17 protein-coding genes are annotated in these 18,787 nt (G+C 62.9%); 14 read left to right on the forward strand and 3 right to left on the reverse strand.

Annotation, left to right across the window (positions count from 1 at the left end):
- The first annotated feature begins 258 nt into the window (after window positions 1-258).
- The 3 genes from OH705_RS12070 (at window position 259) to OH705_RS12080 (ending at window position 1,499) form a co-directional block, all read left to right on the forward strand.
- On the forward strand, window positions 259-699 hold the full coding sequence (locus OH705_RS12070; protein ID WP_094010132.1) for a YkvA family protein: 441 nt from the start codon (window positions 259-261) through the stop codon (window positions 697-699).
- Between the two features lie 90 nt (window positions 700-789).
- Entirely contained in the window at window positions 790-1,134 is a 345-nt protein-coding gene (locus tag OH705_RS12075) for a helix-turn-helix domain-containing protein (RefSeq protein ID WP_038705561.1), read from the forward strand.
- Entirely contained in the window at window positions 1,131-1,499 is a 369-nt protein-coding gene (locus OH705_RS12080; RefSeq protein ID WP_023629774.1) for a hypothetical protein, read from the forward strand. Before OH705_RS12075 ends, OH705_RS12080 begins: the two co-directional genes overlap by 4 nt.
- A gap of 52 nt (window positions 1,500-1,551) precedes the next feature.
- Here OH705_RS12080 and OH705_RS12085 read toward each other — a convergent pair whose 3' ends face one another.
- Both OH705_RS12085 and OH705_RS12090 read right to left on the reverse strand, forming a co-directional pair.
- Window positions 1,552-3,309: a bifunctional diguanylate cyclase/phosphodiesterase gene (locus OH705_RS12085; protein ID WP_267302285.1), complete on the reverse strand. Its 1,758-nt coding sequence runs from the start codon at window positions 3,307-3,309 to the stop codon at window positions 1,552-1,554.
- Window positions 3,310-3,417: 108 nt separating this feature from the next.
- Entirely contained in the window at window positions 3,418-5,499 is a 2,082-nt protein-coding gene (locus OH705_RS12090; RefSeq protein WP_031314804.1) for a carboxy terminal-processing peptidase, read from the reverse strand.
- Between the two features lie 144 nt (window positions 5,500-5,643).
- Between OH705_RS12090 and OH705_RS12095 the strand changes: the two genes are divergently transcribed.
- Entirely contained in the window at window positions 5,644-6,606 is a 963-nt protein-coding gene (locus OH705_RS12095) for an NAD(P)H-quinone oxidoreductase (protein ID WP_267302286.1), read from the forward strand.
- An 89-nt stretch (window positions 6,607-6,695) separates the two neighbouring features.
- On the opposite strand, the gene nadB is transcribed toward OH705_RS12095, so the two are convergent.
- Entirely contained in the window at window positions 6,696-8,309 is a 1,614-nt protein-coding gene (gene nadB, locus OH705_RS12100) for an L-aspartate oxidase (RefSeq protein WP_094010129.1), read from the reverse strand.
- A gap of 436 nt (window positions 8,310-8,745) precedes the next feature.
- Here nadB and rpoE point away from each other — a divergent pair, with 436 nt between their 5' ends.
- From rpoE to pdxJ, 10 genes are all read left to right on the forward strand, one after another.
- On the forward strand, window positions 8,746-9,327 hold the full coding sequence (gene rpoE / locus OH705_RS12105) for an RNA polymerase sigma factor RpoE (protein WP_010220971.1): 582 nt from the start codon (window positions 8,746-8,748) through the stop codon (window positions 9,325-9,327).
- A 31-nt stretch (window positions 9,328-9,358) separates the two neighbouring features.
- A complete protein-coding gene (locus OH705_RS12110; RefSeq protein WP_094010128.1) occupies window positions 9,359-9,949 on the forward strand; it encodes a sigma-E factor negative regulatory protein in 591 nt (196 codons plus the stop codon).
- Window positions 9,950-9,961: 12 nt separating this feature from the next.
- Entirely contained in the window at window positions 9,962-10,927 is a 966-nt protein-coding gene (locus OH705_RS12115) for a MucB/RseB C-terminal domain-containing protein (protein ID WP_023630416.1), read from the forward strand.
- Window positions 10,928-11,128: 201 nt separating this feature from the next.
- Window positions 11,129-12,535, forward strand: a complete 1,407-nt coding sequence (locus tag OH705_RS12120; RefSeq protein ID WP_371041504.1) for a DegQ family serine endoprotease — start codon at window positions 11,129-11,131, stop codon at window positions 12,533-12,535.
- A gap of 201 nt (window positions 12,536-12,736) precedes the next feature.
- Window positions 12,737-14,536, forward strand: coding sequence for a translation elongation factor 4 (gene lepA, locus OH705_RS12125; protein ID WP_038705563.1), 1,800 nt, complete (start codon window positions 12,737-12,739; stop codon window positions 14,534-14,536).
- Between the two features lie 5 nt (window positions 14,537-14,541).
- Window positions 14,542-15,396 (forward strand): signal peptidase I, encoded by an 855-nt coding sequence (gene lepB, locus OH705_RS12130; protein WP_023630414.1) that lies wholly within the window; start codon window positions 14,542-14,544, stop codon window positions 15,394-15,396.
- 160 nt (window positions 15,397-15,556) lie between these two features.
- Window positions 15,557-16,246 (forward strand): ribonuclease III, encoded by a 690-nt coding sequence (gene rnc / locus OH705_RS12135; RefSeq protein WP_023630413.1) that lies wholly within the window; start codon window positions 15,557-15,559, stop codon window positions 16,244-16,246.
- The gene (gene era / locus OH705_RS12140) at window positions 16,239-17,141 is read left to right on the forward strand and encodes a GTPase Era (RefSeq protein WP_031315023.1); all 903 of its coding nucleotides are present in this window, start codon (window positions 16,239-16,241) and stop codon (window positions 17,139-17,141) included. The genes rnc and era overlap by 8 nt, the downstream gene beginning before the upstream one ends.
- A gap of 135 nt (window positions 17,142-17,276) precedes the next feature.
- Complete coding sequence (gene recO / locus OH705_RS12145; protein ID WP_267302287.1) at window positions 17,277-17,960, forward strand: DNA repair protein RecO; 684 nt, start codon at window positions 17,277-17,279, stop codon at window positions 17,958-17,960.
- Window positions 17,961-18,022: 62 nt separating this feature from the next.
- Complete coding sequence (pdxJ, locus tag OH705_RS12150) at window positions 18,023-18,745, forward strand: pyridoxine 5'-phosphate synthase (protein WP_189656959.1); 723 nt, start codon at window positions 18,023-18,025, stop codon at window positions 18,743-18,745.
- The last annotated feature ends 42 nt before the right edge of the window (window positions 18,746-18,787 follow it).

Genomic DNA, 18,787 nt, shown 5'->3' on the forward strand with positions numbered 1-18,787 from the left:
GCCCCGTTTCGACGGGGCGTCGTCGTTTTCAGCAGTGCTTGACGCGAACCGTTGGCGTCATTCACTGTCGCAAGCAGTGCCCGGCCTGAATACAGGTGCCTTTGTCGCAAAACGTTTGCGCGGTTGAAACGGTTGTGTAAAAAACGCCCGATTCGTACCCGGCCCTTGCCCGGTGGGCACCACGCGGCGTCAATGCCGCCCTGTTCACAAGGTTATCCACAATAAATGTGGATAACCTCTGGCTCCCCTGGAGGCCCCATGAGCGCACCCTGGAATTTCGCCCGCTTCCTGCCCCTTGCCGAACGCTTGCTCAGCCGTGGCCGGCTGCCGGCATTGCTGTTCGCAGTGGCCCGCAAAGGGCCGAAGCTGGGCCAGCTGCGCGAGGACCTGCGCCTGATGCAGGCGCTTTGCCTGGCCTGGTGGCGTGGCGAGTACCGCGCTGTCAGCCCCAAGGCACTGGTGACCATCGTCGCCGGGCTGCTCTACTTCGTCAGCCCACTGGATGCCATCCCCGACTGGCTGCTGGGTGTCGGCCTACTCGATGACATCGCCGTGCTGGGCTGGGTGCTCAAGACCGTGGCTGATGAGCTGGGCCGCTTCAAGGACTGGCGCGACAGCCAGGCGCCGGAGCGGCTGCGCGTGGTCGAACGGCTGCCGGATACCGCTGAAGCACTGCGCCTGGAAAGGCCTGGCAGCTGATTCCGCACAGACCCCCGAGGTTGGTAATATAATTGGCATAAGGGTTATGCCTACGGATTACATGCCGTAATCCAACGTCAAGGGGGTTGTATGGGTATTCAGGTCATCAGCCGGGACGGTCAGCCCGAGTACGCAGTGGTTCCCTGGGAGCAGTATCAGGCGTTGCTCGCGGCCGCAGGCCAGGCACCGGCCAGCGCACCCGTCACCGACAGCAATGTTGCCAGCACTCAACCAAGCGCCAGCCTGTCCTCACTGGATGAGCTGGCGTCCTTGCGTCAGGCCAAGGGGCTGGCGCCGGAGCAGCTGGCACGCAGTGTCGGCATCAGCCCGGCATACCTGGCCATGATCGAGTCTGGCGAGCGCCGCCCCGACGCGGCCATTCTGCGCAGCCTGGCGTGGCACCTGGGCGTGGCCGGCTGGAGCGAGCCGTCATGAGCCAGGTCAGGATCAGCCGTCAGCAATGGCAGGGCCTGCTGAGCGAGCTCGACCTGGCCCGCCGGCAACGCCATCTGCTGACCTACCGGGCACTGCTCGAGCGTTTGCAATTGCCCAGCCCCGCCATGCAGACCTTGACCGCGGCCCTTGAGTACCTGGCGGTGCTCGACGCTCGCGCCGAGCAGCCGCTGCGCAGTTCGCTGGTGATCAGCCAAGGCGCCAGCCGCCTGCCACGCACCGGGTTTTTCGAGTGTGTCGAGCGCCTGGGACGGTTTTCCGGGCCGGTGGACGGTATGGAGGCGGCGTCCTGGCATGCCTCGGAAGTGGTGCGGGTGTTCGAGTACCGTTACCCGGAAGAGGCCTGAAACCGGGGGAGGGCTACCTGACGCGGTAGCAGTTGCTGGAGCCTGCCAGGGTTTACTCCAGTACCGTTGTGTCGATCAGGCTCAGGCTCGCCCCGCCGGTTTCCTTGGCCTTTCTTTTCGCCTGTGAGGCGAGCTCGGCCAACTGGCCGGCATCCAGCCCTGCGCAGCTTCCAGGCGCGAGCCAGACCACCCCGATCGACAGCGAAAGCAGCTCGAAGGTTTCCCGTTGACCCTGACGGTTATGGGCAATAAAGCAGCCGGCCTCCAGGTGTTCACCGCGATAGAAGCGTCGACATTGCCGGACGAAGGCCTCCAGCAGCAGTTCAAGCCGCGCTCGCCAGTCTGCCGATCCCAGTACCAGCATGAAATCATCCCCACCGATATGGCCGACGAAATCCCTGCTTGGGTCGACGCAGTCGCTCAGGCACTGCGCCAGGCACAACAGCACTTCGTCGCCACGGGCATAGCCATAGATATCGTTGAAGGGTTTGAAGTTGTCGATGTCCACGTAACATACGGCGGCCTCGCGCCGTTGCAGCAGCAGGCGCGCCAGACACTGCTGGATCGGTACGTTGCCGGGCAGCAGGGTGAGTGGGTTGGCGTGCCTGGCCTGCTGGATCTTCTGTTCGGTGATCAGCTTGAGTACGTCGATCACTCGCCCCAGGCCCAGGTAACGCCCACTCTGGGTGATGATGAAATCTTCCTCGATACGCTGGCGGGCGCGGCTGGTAAGCAGCCGGCTGACCTGCTGCAGCGACTGGCTGCGCTCGACGGCGAGAAAGTCCTGGCTCATCAACCGGCTGATTGGCTTGCGGGCGAACAGGTCGGTGCCAAAAGGCTTGAGCAGGGCGTCGGCAAGTGAATGGCGGTGGACGATGCCACAGGGTTTGCCACGCTCATCCAGCACCGCGAGCGAATTGAGGTTGGCCTGGCGGTGGAATGCCTCGAGCACCTGCTGGATGGGGGTATCGCGTGTGACCGAGGGTTGCAGGATGAGCAGGGCGCTTAGATCGCTGCTGTCCTCGGCCAGCGCCACGGCGGTATCCGGCGCCGGGGGCAGCAGGCCGAGGCTGTCGCCTGGGGGAAACTCCTGGGGGCGCCCCAGCAGGTAGCCCTGGACCAGATCCACGCCCATGTCGCCCAGTATGGCCAGTTCCTCGGCCAGTTCGATGCCTTCGGCGATTACTTGAGCGCGGGAAGCGCGTGCGATCTGCAGGATCGAACCGACGAACTCACGCTTGAGTGGGTCCAGGTGGATACCATCGATGAAATGGCGGTCGATCTTCACATAGTCCGGGCGCAGTTCCGACCACAGGCGCAGGCTCGAGTAACCGGCACCCAGGTCATCCAGGGCGATGGAAAAACCCATGTCGCGGTAGTGGTGCAGGGCGTTGTACAGCAGTTGGAAGTCTTCGGTGGGGGTCTGCTCGGTCAGTTCGATGACCACCCGGCTGGGGGACAGGCCGACCTGTTCGAGCATCTGCAGAGTGCGCCCGGAAGGGTAATTGGGTTCCACCAGGGATTCGGGCGAGACGTTGAGAAACAGCTGGCCCCCAAGGTTCAGCTCGCTGAAGCGTCGGCAGGCGGTTTCCCGGCACAGCACCTCCAGTTCACCCAGGCGACCGGCCTGGCGGGCGATGGCGAACAGGTTCAGGGGCGAGTGCAAGGGGCTGTTGGAGGGGCCGCGACTCAGGGCCTCATAGCCGAGGATGCGCCGTTCGGAAAGGCAGACGATGGGTTGGAACAGACAGTGGATGCTGCGTTGAGCCAGGATGGCACTCAATGCGCTGAGCTGTTCGGTGACGGTCATGGACTGCTTCCTGAATTGAAAAGGGCCGGACGCTTGCACGTTCGGCCCTTCTATTTCACGACAGTCCGGTGACTGTTTGATGACAGCTCACATTATTTTGCCATCATTTCAGTGCTTGGCCACCGAGGTGCTGAGGCTCAGGTAGTCGAGCAGGATGCGACCGGTCTCGGACAGGTAGGCATCGTCCTCGGGCTTGGTGTCGTCCGGCTCGGCGGGCAGGGCGTCCTCGTCCTCTTTTTTCAGTTCCTTGAGCGGCTCTTCGCCCTTGGCCTTGCGTCGGATGTTCTCAAGCGCCAGCTGTTTGGCTTCGATCTCGTCGTGGCGAGCGCGACGTTGCTGCTCGTTGAGGCTGACGGTCTTCTCGTTCATCAGCTTCTGGGTCAGTGCCAGGCGGTCGCGGATATAGACGAACTCGGCATCCTTGTCGCTGCGCGCCTCATGCTGCGCCTTGAGCTGCGTCAGGAACGGTTTGAACGGATCGGAGGCAGGCTTGACCACTGGACGGATGGTGTCCCACGGCATGGCTTCAGGCAGCGCGCTTTCGCCGATCTCCTTGGTGTCGATGATCGACGGGTAGGCGATGTCCGGCAGCACGCCCTGGTGCTGGGTGCTCTGCCCGGAAACCCGGTAGAACTTGGCCAGCGTCAGCTTGAGTTCGCCATGGTTGAGCGGCTGGATGGTTTGCACGGTGCCTTTGCCGAAGGTCTGGCCACCAATGATCAGCGCACGGTGGTAGTCCTGCATGGCCCCGGCGAAAATTTCCGAGGCGGACGCCGACAGGCGGTTGACCAGCAGTGCCAGCGGGCCTTTGTAGAAGGCGCCGGGGTTCTCGTCCTCGAGCACGTCGACGCGCCCGTCGCTGTTGCGCACCAGCACGGTCGGGCCCTTCTCGATGAACAGGCTGGTCAGCTCGGTGGCTTCCTGCAGCGAGCCGCCACCGTTGTTGCGCAGGTCGATGACCACGCCGTCGACTTTCTCTTTCTGCAGCTCGGTGAGCAGCTTCTTCACGTCGCGGGTGGTGCTCTTGTAATCCGGATCACCAGCGCGGTAGGCCTTGAAGTCCAGATAGAAGGCCGGGATCTCGATGATGCCGAGCTTGTAGTCGCGGCCATCCTGCTTGAGCTTGAGCACCGACTTCTTCGCCGCCTGCTCCTCAAGCTTGACCGCTTCGCGGGTGATCGAGACGATCTTGCTGGTCTGGTCGTTCGGCGCGTTGCTGGCCGGGATGACCTCCAGGCGCACCACCGAGCCTTTCGGGCCGCGGATCAGCTTGACCACTTCGTCAAGACGCCAGCCGACCACGTCGACCATTTCCTTGTTGCCCTGGGCGACGCCGATGATCTTGTCGGCCGGCGCCACCTGCTTGGTCTTGGCGGCAGGGCCGGCCGGCACCAGGCGAACGATCTTGACCTGGTCGTTGTCGCTCTGCAGCACCGCGCCGATGCCTTCGAGCGACAGGCTCATGTTGATGTCGAAGTTCTCGGCGTTGTCCGGCGACAGGTAGTTGGTATGCGGGTCGTAGGACTGGGCGAAGGTGTTGATATAGGCCTGGAAGATGTCTTCCGCGCGGGTCTGGTCCAGGCGCGCCAGCTGGTTCTTGTAGCGCTTGGTCAGGGTTTCCTGGATCTGCTTGGGATCCTTGCCGGCGATCTTCTGGCGCAGCACTTCGTCCTTGACGCGCTTGCGCCACAGGTCGTCGAGCTCGGCCTGGTTCTTCATCCACGGGGCATCCTTGCGGTCGACCAGCAGGTCTTCCTTCACCGTGAAGTCGATCTTGTCGGCACCCTTGGCCAGCTCCGCCAGGGCGAAGTCCAGGCGCGATTTCACGCGGTCAAGGTAGCGCTTGTAGATGGTGAAGCCCGGCTCGAGGTTGCCGCTTTTCAGGAAGTCGTCGAACTGGGTCTTCCATTTGTCGAATTCGGCGATGTCGGCGGCAGTGAAGTAGCTGCGCGAAGGGTCGAGCAGCTTGATGTAGCTGTCATAGATGATGACCGAACGGGCGTCGTCCAGCGGCGGCTTGCTGTAGTGGTGGCGCTTGAGCAGCTCGACGATGTTGAGGCTGGCGACTACTTCGTCGCGGTCTGGCTGCAGGCTGTCCCACTTGTTGGCGGCGGCCGCATTGCCACCGAGCGTGAGGCTGCCCAGGCCGATCATGAGGGCGAGGGCGGTGCTGGGGAGGAAATGCTTCATGCTGATTCGACGTGGAGGCAATTGATCACGCATAGTAGGCCGTCTTATCCGTTCGCCGGTTCCATCGGAGCCGGACGCATACTGCAAAAAGCCTGGGACTTGGCGTGCCCAGGCTCGGTCATATGATTCAACTATGGAGGCACTGTGAAGGCATTGCAAGGCGTTGACGGACATGTGGCGTGGGTCGAGGCCGAGCGCCCGGCCTGCGATGCCGGGCAGGTACGTATCCGTGTGGCCGCCGCGGGCCTGAACCGCGCCGACCTGCTGCAGCGTGCGGGGCTGTACCCGCCGCCTCCTGGTGCCAGCCCTTATATGGGCCTGGAATGCGCCGGTGTCGTCGAGGAAGTCGGGGCGGGTGCCGATTGGCGTGTGGGCGACCGGGTCTGTGCATTGCTCGCCGGCGGCGGCATGGCCGAGGAGGTGGTGGTCGACGCCCGTCATGTGCTGCCGGTGCCCGAAGGGTTGAGCCTGCACGAGGCCGCTGCGATTCCCGAGGTGTATGCCACGGCCTGGCTGAACATCTTCCAGCTGGGCGCATTGAAGGCTGGCGAGAAGGTACTGGTGCATGCCGGCGCCAGTGGCGTGGGCTCTGCGGCCATCCAGCTGTGCAAGGCATTCGGCAGCCCGGTGTGGGTCAGCGTCGGCTCGCCGGAGCGCCTGGCCTACTGTGAGTCGCTGGGGGCTGCGGGTGGCGTGGTGCGTAATGGCAACCTCGACGACCTGAAGCAGCTCGGTCCATTCGATGTGATTCTGGACCCGGTGGGTGCCAGCTATGCGTCGCTCAACCTTCAACTGCTGGCCCGAGACGGGCGTTGGGTGATCATTGGCCTGATGGGCGGGCGCAAGGTCGAGCTGGATTTGGCGCTGGTGTTGGGCAAGCGCCTGGAAATCACCGGGTCCACGCTGCGCAACCGTGCTGACGGGTTCAAGGCCGAATTGTTGCGCGAATTGCGCCAGCAGGTGTGGCCGTTGTTCAGCGAGGGGCGACTGTCGCCACAGCTGGTCGACACCTATCCGGGTGAATTTGCCGAAGCTGCGTATGCGGAGCTGGCAAGCAACCAGGTTTCCGGGAAGCTGGTGCTGGTGATCGATCCAGCATTGGCTTGATGGCGGTTCGTGTGAGCGGGCCGGCGCCGCGAGGTCGATACAGAGGCTGTTCTCTTCGCGGCTAGCCCGGTCCCATGCCGGTCCAGGTCTTACTCGTGGTTCGCTGGTACCAGGATCGTGTCCTTGGCCTCCGGTAGCATCCCCGGATAATCCAAGGTGTAATGCAGGCCCCGGCTTTCCTTGCGTTGCATGGCCGAGCGGATCATCAACTCGGCCACCTGCGCCAGGTTGCGCAGCTCGATCAGGTCACGGCTGACCTTGTAGTTGCTGTAGAACTCGTCGATTTCGTCCAGCAACATGCGCACCCGGTGCTCGGCCCGTTGCAGGCGTTTGCTGGTGCGCACGATGCCGACATAGTCCCACATGAAACGCCGCAGTTCGTCCCAGTTGTGCGCGATGATCACGTCCTCGTCCGAATCGGTGACCTGGCTGGCATCCCAGCAGGGCAGGGCACGGGGCATGGCGACCTGGTCCAGGCGCGCCTCGATGTCGGCGGCGGCAGCGCGACCGTAGACGAAGCATTCAAGCAGCGAGTTGCTGGCCATGCGGTTGGCGCCATGCAGGCCGGTGAAGCTTGTTTCGCCGATGGCGTACAGGCCGGGCACGTCGCTGTGGCCATGCTCGTCGATCATTACCCCACCACAGGTGTAATGGGCTGCCGGTACCACCGGGATAGCCTGACGGGTGATGTCGATACCGAACGCCAGGCAGCGTTCGTAGACTGTCGGGAAGTGATTCTTGATGAAGTCGGCCGGCTTGTGGCTGATGTCCAGGTAGACGCAGTCCACCCCCAGGCGCTTCATTTCGTGGTCGATGGCGCGGGCAACGATATCCCGTGGCGCCAGCTCTTCACGTGGGTCGAAGCGCGGCATGAAGCGCTCGCCGTTGGGCAGGCGCAGCAGCGCACCCTCGCCGCGCAGGGCCTCGGTGATCAGGAAACTCTTGGCCTGCGGATGGTACAGGCAGGTCGGGTGGAACTGGTTGAACTCAAGATTTGCCACCCGGCAGCCGGCGCGCCAGGCCATGGCGATGCCGTCGCCGCAAGCACCGTCGGGATTGCTGGTATAGAGGTACACCTTGGCCGCGCCGCCGGTGGCCAGGACGGTGAAACGGGCGCCGAAGGTGTCCACCTCGCCGGTGTTGCGGTCCAGGACGTAGGCGCCAAGGCAGCGATCTCCATCCAGGCCCAGGCGCCGCTCGGTGATCAGGTCGACGGCCACGCGCTGTTCCAGCAACTGGATGTTCGGCCGCTTGCGCGCCTGCTCCAGCAGGGTAGTGAAGATCGCGGCGCCGGTGGCGTCGGCGGCATGGATGATGCGCCGGTGGCTGTGGCCGCCCTCGCGGGTCAGGTGGAACTCGAAACCGCCGTCGTCGACGCTGTAGTGTTCGTCACGGGTGAACGGCACACCCTGCTCGATCAGCCACTGGATGGCTTCGCGGCTGTGCTCGACGGTGAAACGCACTGCATCCTCATGACACAAGCCACCTCCGGCATTGAGGGTATCCTCGACATGCGACTGTACGGTATCGGTGTCATCGAGCACTGCGGCGACGCCGCCTTGGGCCCAGAAGGTCGAACCGTTGGCCAGGTCGCCCTTGCTCAGCACGGCGATGCGCAGGTGGCCGGGAAGGTTCAGTGCCAAGCTGAGACCGGCGGCACCGCTACCGATCACCAGGACATCATGTTGGAATTGTTGGCTCATGTCGGGACACTAGTAATCTTTGGGGGGGGCACGGCACAATAGTCGGGCGCCGATGGCAATGTGAAACTATCGTGAAACCGGGTCGGGTTGCCTTTATAGCAGTCCCGGGCGCCTGATTTCCAATGGCACTTGCGGGTGAGTGGCGATCTTTCTGGGAACTTTCCGATATGCCTGGAAATCCTATACAGGCTGCCCTTACGCCAAAGATTGCCGCGGCGACGCAAGGCACCAGTCCTATTCTGGGCTGGCACCTGCGTAATGAATCCTGATTATCGACGTAGCCGGCCGTAACCGCGCTGCGTCTTCCGTGCGAGCCGACCAAGGGCCGTAGGAAACTTGCTTGGAGGGGAGAACTTTTGCGCAAAGCCCGAGTCTATGGTTGCAAGCCTGAACGATGGTTGTTGCAACGCTCCTTCGAGATCATTGAGGAGTGTTCATGCTAACCCAGGAAGAGGATCAGCAGCTTGTCGAGCGCGTGCAGCGTGGCGACAGGCGAGCGTTCGATCTGTTGGTGCTGAAGTATCAGCACAAGATTCTCGGGTTGATCGTACGTTTCGTACACGACACCCATGAAGCGCAGGACGTGGCGCAGGAAGCCTTCATCAAGGCATACCGTGCGCTTGGGAATTTTCGCGGAGACAGTGCCTTCTACACCTGGCTGTACCGCATCGCCATAAACACGGCGAAGAACTACCTGGTATCCCGTGGAAGGCGGCCACCAGACAGTGATGTGAGCTCCGAGGATGCGGAGTTTTACGACGGCGATCATGGCCTCAAGGATCTCGAGTCCCCAGAGCGCGCGTTGTTGCGGGATGAAATCGAAGGCACTGTCCATCGAACAATCCAGCAACTGCCGGAAGATTTGCGCACGGCACTGACCCTGCGCGAGTTCGATGGACTGAGTTATGAAGACATTGCCAGTGTCATGCAATGTCCGGTGGGTACCGTGCGCTCTCGAATTTTCCGCGCTCGGGAGGCCATAGATAAAGCCCTGCAACCTTTGTTGCAGGAAACCTGAGACAGCGGCGACAGCCAAGAGAGGAACCGCCATGAGTCGTGAAGCTTTGCAGGAATCGCTGTCCGCAGTGATGGATAACGAAGCGGACGAACTGGAACTGCGTCGCGTGCTGAACGCGGTCGATGATGCAGAAACCCGCGCCACCTGGTCGCGCTACCAGATTGCCCGCGCAGCCATGCATAAGGAACTGCTGATGCCCAAGCTGGACATCGCCTCGGCAGTTTCCGCGGCGCTCGCCGACGAGGCAGTCCCGGCCAAGGTCAAGCAGGGCCCATGGCGCAGCATCGGCCGCCTGGCCGTGGCCGCATCGGTGACTGTTGCCGTGCTCGCTGGCGTGCGCTTGTACAACCAGGATGAAATCACCGGAGCCCAGTTGGCCGCTCAGCAACCGGCCCAGCAAGGGCTGAGCATGCCTCAGGTGCAAGGTCCGGCTGTATTGGCAGGCTATAGTGAGAGCAACGAGCAACCGACCGGGCCAATGGCCAACGGTGTGCTGCAGAACCAGGCTGGCTGGGATCAGCGGCTGCCAGGTTACCTGCGTCAGCATGCCCAGGAGTCCGCGCTGAAGGGCAACGAGACCGCGCTGCCTTACGCTCGCGCTGCCAGCCTGGAAAACCGCTAAGTAAGGAGGATCATGCGCGCGCTACCTCTCCTGTCGCTGCTGCTTGGCAGCAGCCTGACGGTGCAGGCCCTGGCCGCCAATTCCTCGCCTGAGGCGAGTGAGTGGCTGAACAAGCTGGCACGGGCCGAGCAGCAGCAGAGTTACCAGGGTTCATTCGTTTACGAGCGTAACGGCAGCTTCTCTTCCCACGATATCTGGCATCGCGTCCAGGATGGCAAGGTCAGCGAGCGGCTGTTGCAGCTCGACGGCTCGGCCCAGGAAATCGTGCGGGTCAATGGCAAGGTGCAGTGCGTCAGTGGCAACCTGGTCACCAGTGTGAGTGCCCCGCCGGATAATGCCGCGCGTGTGCTTGATCCCTTGAAACTGATGAGCTGGTACGACCTGAGCGTGTCAGGCGAGTCACGCGTTGCCGGGCGCGACGCCGTGGTTGTCTCCCTCACCCCGCGTGACCAGCACCGCTATGCCTTCGAACTGCACCTTGATCGCCGCACCGGACTGCCCCTGCGTTCGTTGATGCTCAACGACAAGGGCCAGTTGCTTGAGCGTTTCCAGATGACTCGCCTGGATACCGACACGGTGCCGACCGACGCCGACCTTGGTGCTGGCGCTGCCTGCCGACCTGTCGAAAAGATCGCGCCAGGCACTTCAGAGGGTGTTGCCGGATGGCGTTCCGATTGGCTGCCGCCGGGTTTCGAGCTGGTCAACAGCTCAGTACGGCGCGATCCCGAGCGCAAGAGTACTGTCAGCAGTCTGATGTATGACGATGGTCTGGCCCGTTTTTCGGTCTTCCTTGAACCGATCGGCAACGAGTCCGGTATCGATACCCGCGCCCAGCTTGGGCCCACTGTCGCAGTATCGCGGCGCCTGACAACCCCCAAAGGCAAGGTGATGGTCACGGTGGTTGGCGAGATTCCGCTGGGCACGGCCGAACGTGTCGCCTTGTCGATGCGGGCCCAGGATGCCCAGGCGCGGCAATGACAGCGCAGTGTTCTGACAGCTCTTGTTACACAGAGCTGACATGAAATTAAGGCATTGTCATTTGCAATCCTGCCGCAAATTTTCTATAGGTCAGGCTTCTCGGAGTCTGGCCTTTCCTGCGTCTGCGGGAACCTTACTGCTAACTACGCTCGTTGTGACGGGAGCCGTATGTCAATACCACGCTTGAAAACCTACCTATCGATGTTCGCTGCCGTGCTGATGCTCGGCCAGATGCTCAGCGCCCAGGCCGAAGAGTCCCTGCCGGACTTCACCACCTTGGTCGAGCAGGCCTCGCCGGCAGTGGTCAACATCAGTACCAAGCAGAAACTGCCGGACCGCCGCGTTGCCGCCGGGCAGATGCCCGACCTCGAAGGCCTGCCGCCGATGTTCCGCGAGTTCTTCGAGCGCAACATGCCGCAGCAGCCGCGCTCCCCACGCGGTGATCGCCAGCGTGAAGCGCAGTCTCTGGGATCTGGCTTCATCATTTCCAGCGACGGTTACGTGCTGACCAACAATCATGTGGTAGCCGACGCCGACGAGATCATCGTTCGCCTGTCCGACCGCAGTGAGCTGCAGGCCAAGCTGGTGGGCACCGACCCACGCACCGACGTGGCTCTGCTCAAGGTCGACGGCAAGAACCTGCCGACCGTGAAGCTGGGCGATTCGGAAAAGCTCAAGGTAGGCGAATGGGTGCTGGCCATCGGTTCGCCGTTCGGCTTCGACCACTCGGTGACCAAGGGTATCGTCAGCGCCAAGGGCCGAACGTTGCCTAACGACACCTATGTGCCGTTCATCCAGACCGACGTGGCGATCAACCCGGGGAACTCCGGTGGCCCGCTGTTCAACATGAAAGGCGAGGTGGTGGGCATCAACTCGCAGATCTTCACCCGTTCCGGCGGCTTCATGGGGCTGTCGTTCGCCATCCCGATCGACGTGGCGATCGATGTGTCGAACCAGCTGAAGAAAGACGGCAAGGTCAGCCGCGGCTGGCTGGGCGTGGTGATCCAGGAGGTCAACAAAGATCTGGCCGAATCCTTCGGCCTGGACAAGCCGGCCGGCGCCCTGGTGGCACAGGTCCTGGAGAACGGGCCGGCAGCCAAGGGCGGCCTGCAGGTGGGCGATGTCATTCTGAGCATGAATGGCCAGCCGATCGTCATGTCCGCCGACCTGCCGCACCTGGTGGGCAGCCTGAAGGATGGCGAGAAAGCCAAGCTCGAGATCATCCGCAACGGCAAGCGCCAGAACCTGGATGTCACCATCGGCGCATTGCCCGAGGATGACGCCGACATCGGCATGGGTGCCGGTGCCGATGGCAGTGCCGAACGCAGCAGCAACCGCCTGGGCGTCTCTGTCGCCGACCTGAGCGCCGAGCAGAAAAAGTCGCTCGAACTCAAGGGCGGTGTGGTCATCAAGGAAGTCCAGGATGGCCCTGCGGCCATGATCGGCCTGCGTCCGGGCGATGTGATCAGCCACCTGAACAACCAGGCCATTGCCTCGGCCAAGCAGTTCACCGAGATTGCCAAGGACCTGCCGAAGAACCGTTCAGTGTCCATGCGCGTGCTGCGCCAGGGGCGCGCCAGCTTCATCACCTTCAAGCTGGCTGAATAAGCTGGATGAAAGGTAGGAAAAGGGCAGCTTCGGCTGCCCTTTTCTATGAATGGGCAGGCGTCCGCTGTCCGTGGCGGCCTGCTGCCATGCAGCTTGTATACAGCCCGATAGAGGAATCTCCCATATCCCCGCGGCTTGAGGTACAATTCCCGGCTATTTTTCGGCGGGCGTCCGGCTCGCAGCCTTTTCGAGTGTTGACCCGTGAGTGATTTGAGTCATATCCGCAATTTCTCCATCATCGCCCACATCGACCATGGCAAGTCGACGCTGGCCGACCGTTTCATCCAGATGTGCGGTGGCCTGTCGGCGCGCGAAATGGAAGCCCAGGTCCTCGACTCCATGGACCTGGAGCGCGAACGCGGTATCACCATCAAGGCCCACAGCGTCACGCTGCACTACAAGGCGCAGGATGGTAAAACCTACCAGCTGAACTTCATCGACACCCCCGGCCATGTCGACTTCACCTATGAAGTCTCGCGCTCGCTGGCGGCGTGCGAGGGCGCGCTGCTGGTGGTCGATGCCGGCCAGGGCGTCGAGGCGCAGTCGGTGGCCAACTGCTACACCGCCATCGAGCAGGGCCTGGAAGTCATGCCCGTGCTGAACAAGATGGACCTGCCCCAGGCTGACCCGGACCGCGTCAAGGACGAGATCGAGAAGATCATCGGCATCGACGCTACCGACGCCGTGGCGTGCAGTGCCAAGAGCGGCATGGGCGTCGACGAGGTGCTCGAGCGCCTGGTACATACCATTCCCGCACCGACCGGTGAGATCGATGCACCGCTGCAGGCACTGATCATCGACTCCTGGTTCGACAACTACCTGGGCGTGGTCTCGCTGGTGCGTGTGCGCCAGGGCCGCGTGAAGAAAGGCGACAAGATCCTGGTCAAGTCCACCGGCAAGGTGCACCTGGTCGACAGCGTCGGCGTGTTCACCCCGAAACACACCCAGACCGCCGATCTGAAAGCCGGTGAAGTGGGCTTCATCATCGCCAGCATCAAGGACATTCACGGCGCGCCGGTCGGTGACACCCTGACCCTGTCCAGCACCCCGGAAGTCGAAATGCTGGCGGGCTTCAAGAAGATCCAGCCGCAGGTCTACGCGGGTCTGTTCCCGGTCAGCTCCGACGATTTCGAGGACTTCCGCGACGCCCTGCAGAAGCTGACCCTGAACGACTCGTCGCTGCAATACATGCCGGAAAGCTCCGACGCCCTGGGCTTCGGCTTCCGTTGCGGCTTCCTCGGCATGCTGCACATGGAGATCATCCAGGAGCGCCTGGAGCGCGAATACGACCTGGACCTGATCACCACCGCGCCAAGCGTGATCTACGAGCTCGAGCTCAAGACCGGCGAGACCATCGTCGTCGACAACCCATCGAAGCTGCCGGACGTCTCGTCCGTCACCGACTTCCGCGAGCCGATCGTCACCGCGACCATCCTGGTTCCGCAGGAGCACCTGGGCAACGTCATCACCCTGTGCATCGAGAAGCGTGGCGTGCAGCGCGACATGCAGTTCCTCGGCAGCCAGGTGCAGGTGCGCTACGACATGCCGATGAACGAAGTGGTCCTGGACTTCTTCGACCGGCTCAAGTCCACCAGCCGCGGCTACGCGTCGCTGGACTACCATTTCGACCGCTACCAGTCGGCCAACCTGGTCAAGCTGGACGTGCTGATCAACGGCGACAAGGTCGATGCCCTGGCCCTGATCGTGCACCGCGACAACGCCGCCTACAAAGGCCGTGCGTTGACCGAAAAGATGAAGGAACTGATCCCTCGGCAGATGTTCGACGTGGCGATCCAGGCAGCTATCGGCGGCCAGATCATCGCGCGGACAACCGTCAAGGCGCTCAGAAAGAACGTACTGGCTAAGTGCTACGGCGGTGACGTCAGCCGTAAGAAGAAGCTGCTGGAGAAGCAGAAGGCCGGTAAGAAACGCATGAAGCAGGTGGGTAACGTGGAAATTCCACAGGAAGCCTTCCTCGCTGTGCTCAGGTTGGATAGCTAGGTCCTATGTCGCTAAATTTCCCGCTGTTGCTCGTCATCGCCGTTGCCGTCTGCGGTCTGTTGGGTCTGCTCGACCTGCTGTTCCTGGCCCCGCGCCGGCGTGCGGCGATCGCCAACTACCAGGGCAGCGTCAGCCAACCCGAAATGGCCGTGGTCGAACGCCTGAACAAGGAACCGTTGCTGGTTGAGTACGGCAAGTCGTTCTTCCCGGTGCTGTTCATCGTGCTGGTGCTGCGCTCCTTCCTGGTCGAGCCGTTCCAGATCCCGTCGGGGTCGATGAAGCCGACGCTGGAAGTGGGCGACTTCATCCTGGTGAACAAGTTCTCCTACGGCATTCGCCTGCCGGTGATCGACAAGAAGGTCATCGAGGTGGGTGATCCGCAGCGCGGGGATGTGATGGTGTTCCGCTACCCGAGCGACCCCAACGTCAACTACATCAAGCGTGTGGTCGGCCTGCCGGGCGATGTGATCCGCTACACCGCCGACAAGCGCCTGTTCGTCAATGGCCAGGCGATTGCCGAGCAGTTGGTCGGCAGCGAGCCGGGCACCCTGGGCAGCGCCGAGCTGTACAAGGAGAAGCTCGGTGAAGCCGAGCACCTGATCCGCAAGGAAATGACCCGCTACCGCATGCCGCCGGACCAGCAATGGACCGTGCCGGCCGGTCACTACTTCATGATGGGTGACAACCGCGACAACTCCAACGACAGCCGTTTCTGGGATGATCCGAACATTCCCAAGGAACTGCACGGCATGGTTCCGGACCGGAACATCGTCGGCAAGGCCTTCGCGGTCTGGATGAGCTGGCCAGAGCCGAAACTCAGCCACTTCCCGAACCTGTCGCGGGTCGGGCTGATCCATTGAGTAACGACGGCGCTGTCCACGGACGGCGCCGATTGCATTTCTGACATAGGCTGTGTTCTCAGGGAGCGAGGCTTTCGCCGTTGCCGGCGTCTGACCACAGTCAAACCGTCTTTCAGGATGTTGATTTGAACAACGCGTTGAACATTGCCGGGGTGGCCCCATGAGTGGTTCCCTTGCACGCCTGGAGCGCAAGCTCGGCTACACCTTCAAGAACCAGGACCAGATGCTGCTGGCCCTGACCCATCGCAGCTACGCCGGGCGCAATAACGAGCGCCTGGAGTTCCTTGGCGATGCCATCCTCAACTTCGTGGTCGGCGAGGCGCTGTTCGAGCGCTTCCCGCAGGCGCGTGAAGGCCAGTTGTCGCGTCTTCGCGCCCGTCTGGTCAAGGGCGAGACCCTGGCGCGGCTGGCCCGCGGCTTCGACCTGGGCGAATACCTGCGCCTGGGCTCGGGTGAGTTGAAAAGCGGTGGTTTTCGTCGCGAGTCGATTCTTGCCGACGCCCTCGAGGCCCTGATCGGTGCGATCTACCAGGACGCCGACATGCAGACCGCGCGCGAGCGAATCCTCGCCTGGCTGACCGACGAGTTCGATGGCCTGACCCTGGTCGACACCAACAAGGACCCCAAGACGCGCCTGCAGGAGTTCCTGCAGTCGCGTGCCTGCGAGTTGCCACGTTACGAAGTGGTGGATATCCAGGGCGAACCGCACTGCCGGACCTTCTTCGTCGAATGCGAAGTGGTCCTGCTGAACAAGAAAAGCCGCGGCCAGGGCGTGAGCCGGCGTATCGCCGAGCAGGTCGCCGCCGCCGCCGCATTGATCGCCCTGGGCGTGGAGAATGGCAATGACTGAGAATACTTCGACCCGCTGCGGCTATGTTGCCATTGTCGGTCGCCCCAACGTGGGCAAGTCCACGCTGCTCAACCACATCCTCGGTCAGAAGCTGGCGATCACCTCGCGCAAGCCGCAGACCACCCGTCACAACATGCTCGGGATCAAGACCGAGGGTGACGTGCAGGCGATCTACGTCGACACCCCCGGCATGCACAAGGCCAACGACAAGGCGCTGAACCGCTACATGAACCGCAACGCCTCGGCAGCCCTGAAGGATGTCGACGTGGTGATCTTCGTGGTCGACCGCACCAAGTGGACCGACGAAGACCAGTTGGTGCTGGAGCGCGTGCAGTACGTGACCGGCCCGCTGATCATCGCGGTCAACAAAACCGACCGCATGGAAGAGAAGGCCGAGCTGATCCCGCACCTGCAGTGGCTGCAAGAGCAGCTGCCGAACGCCGAGGTGATGCCGATTTCCGCGCAGCAGGGGCACAACCTCGAAGCGCTGGAAGCACAGATCGCCAAGCACCTGCCCGAGAACGATCACTTCTTCCCGGAAGACCAGATCACCGACCGGAGCAGCCGTTTCCTTGCCGCCGAGCTGGTGCGCGAGAAGATCATGCGTCAGCTCGGTGCCGAGCTGCCGTACCAGATCACCGTGGAGATCGAGGAGTTCAAGCAGCAGGGCCATGTGCTGCACATCCATGCGTTGATCCTGGTTGAACGCGACGGGCAGAAGAAGATCATCATTGGCGACAAGGGCGAGCGCATCAAGCGCATTGGCTCCGAGGCGCGCAAGGACATGGAAGTGCTTTTCGACTCCAAGGTCATGCTCAACCTGTGGGTCAAGGTCAAAGGCGGCTGGTCCGACGACGAGCGCGCCCTGCGTTCGCTGGGTTACGGCGACCTGTAACACCCCGACCGGGCCCGTGCCTCTTGTGGGAGCGGCGGTGCGGCGGCCGGACTTGTCCCGCGAAAGCTATCGCGGGACAAGTCGGGTCGCCGCACCGCCGCTCCCACAGTCATTTATGACGTCGAGAAATCGCTGATGGACCAACCCACCCCCCAGCCGGCCTACGTGCTGCACAGCCGCGCCTACAAGGAAACCAGTGCGCTGGTGGACTTTCTTACCCCGCAAGGCAAGGTACGCGCCGTACTGCGCCGGGCGCGGGGCAAGGGCGGCAGCCTGGTGCGGCCGTTCGTGCCGCTGGAGGTGGAGCTGCGCGGGCGCGGCGAGTTGAAGAACGTCGGCCGCCTGGATGCCGTCGGCATTGCCGCCTGGTTGCACGGTGACGCGCTGTTCAGCGGTCTGTACCTCAACGAGCTGCTGATGCGCCTGCTGCCCGCCGAGGCGCCGCACCCGGCACTGTTCGAGCACTACACCCTGACTTTGCAGGCCCTGGCCGCCGGGCGTGCGCTGGAGCCGCTGTTGCGCTCCTTCGAATGGCGCCTGCTGGATGAGCTGGGTTACGCCTTCTCGCTTGAACATGACGTCAACGACAGCCCTGTGGTCGCCGAAGGCCTTTATCGCCTGCAGGTGGACGCCGGCCTCGAGCGGGTCGAACTGTTCCAGCCCGGTTTGTTCAAGGGCGGCGAACTGCTGGCCCTGGCCCAGGCCGACTGGGAGGCGCCCGGTGCCTTGCTCGCCGCCAAGCGCCTGATGCGCCAGGCACTGGCGGTCCACCTCGGGCCCAAGCCATTGGTCAGCCGGGAACTGTTTCGCAAGCGCTGAGCAGCACGTATGCTGTGGCCCTCAACTTTCAGGAGTGCCCCTTCGTGACTCACAGCAACCGCATGCTTCTCGGTGTCAATATCGACCACGTGGCGACCCTGCGCCAGGCCCGGGGCACCCGCTATCCGGATCCGGTCAAGGCCGCCCTGGACGCCGAGGAAGCGGGTGCCGACGGCATCACCGTGCACCTGCGCGAAGACCGCCGGCACATCCAGGAGCGCGATGTGCTGCTGCTCAAGGACGTGCTGCAGACCCGCATGAACTTCGAGATGGGCGTCACCGAAGAGATGATGGCGTTCGCCGAGAAGATCCGCCCGGCGCATATCTGCCTGGTGCCGGAAACCCGTCAGGAACTGACCACCGAAGGCGGCCTCGACGTCGCTGGCCAGGAGGCGCGGATCAAGGCGGCGGTCGAGCGCCTGTCGCGCACCGGTGCCGAGGTGTCGCTGTTCATCGATGCCGACGAGCGGCAGATCGAGGCCTCGCGCCGTGTCGGCGCCCCGGCCATCGAGTTGCACACCGGCCGTTACGCCGATGCCGAGACGCCGACCGAGGTCGCCGAGGAGCTCAAGCGCATCGTCGATGGCGTAGCGTTTGGTGTTGGCCAGGGCCTGATCGTCAATGCCGGGCATGGCCTGCATTACCACAACGTCGAGGCCGTGGCCGCGATCAAGGGCATCAACGAGCTGAACATCGGCCATGCGCTGGTGGCCCATGCGCTGTTCGTCGGCTTCAAGGCCGCGGTGGCCGAGATGAAAGCGCTGATCGTCGCCGCTTCGCGGTGATTTTCTGACCGTCTGCACCGGCCTCATCGCCGGCAAGCCGGC

This window comes from Pseudomonas sp. BJa3, from assembly GCF_026343815.1.
GTDB lineage: Bacteria > Pseudomonadota > Gammaproteobacteria > Pseudomonadales > Pseudomonadaceae > Aquipseudomonas > Aquipseudomonas soli.

Bases quoted from the DNA above. Each gene is read 5' to 3' on its own strand.
- OH705_RS12070 (WP_094010132.1), top strand. From the start codon at position 259: ATGAGCGCACCCTGGAATTTCGCCCGCTTCCTGCCCCTTGCCGAACGC.
- OH705_RS12075 (WP_038705561.1), top strand. From the start codon at position 790: ATGGGTATTCAGGTCATCAGCCGGGACGGTCAGCCCGAGTACGCAGTG.
- OH705_RS12080 (WP_023629774.1), top strand. From the start codon at position 1,131: ATGAGCCAGGTCAGGATCAGCCGTCAGCAATGGCAGGGCCTGCTGAGC.
- OH705_RS12085 (WP_267302285.1), bottom strand. From the start codon at position 3,309: ATGACCGTCACCGAACAGCTCAGCGCATTGAGTGCCATCCTGGCTCAA.
- OH705_RS12090 (WP_031314804.1), bottom strand. From the start codon at position 5,499: ATGAAGCATTTCCTCCCCAGCACCGCCCTCGCCCTCATGATCGGCCTG.
- nadB (WP_094010129.1), bottom strand. From the start codon at position 8,309: ATGAGCCAACAATTCCAACATGATGTCCTGGTGATCGGTAGCGGTGCC.
- rpoE (WP_010220971.1), top strand. From the start codon at position 8,746: ATGCTAACCCAGGAAGAGGATCAGCAGCTTGTCGAGCGCGTGCAGCGT.
- OH705_RS12110 (WP_094010128.1), top strand. From the start codon at position 9,359: ATGAGTCGTGAAGCTTTGCAGGAATCGCTGTCCGCAGTGATGGATAAC.
- OH705_RS12115 (WP_023630416.1), top strand. From the start codon at position 9,962: ATGCGCGCGCTACCTCTCCTGTCGCTGCTGCTTGGCAGCAGCCTGACG.
- OH705_RS12120 (WP_371041504.1), top strand. From the start codon at position 11,129: ATGTTCGCTGCCGTGCTGATGCTCGGCCAGATGCTCAGCGCCCAGGCC.
- lepB (WP_023630414.1), top strand. From the start codon at position 14,542: ATGTCGCTAAATTTCCCGCTGTTGCTCGTCATCGCCGTTGCCGTCTGC.
- rnc (WP_023630413.1), top strand. From the start codon at position 15,557: ATGAGTGGTTCCCTTGCACGCCTGGAGCGCAAGCTCGGCTACACCTTC.
- era (WP_031315023.1), top strand. From the start codon at position 16,239: ATGACTGAGAATACTTCGACCCGCTGCGGCTATGTTGCCATTGTCGGT.
- recO (WP_267302287.1), top strand. From the start codon at position 17,277: ATGGACCAACCCACCCCCCAGCCGGCCTACGTGCTGCACAGCCGCGCC.
- pdxJ (WP_189656959.1), top strand. From the start codon at position 18,023: ATGCTTCTCGGTGTCAATATCGACCACGTGGCGACCCTGCGCCAGGCC.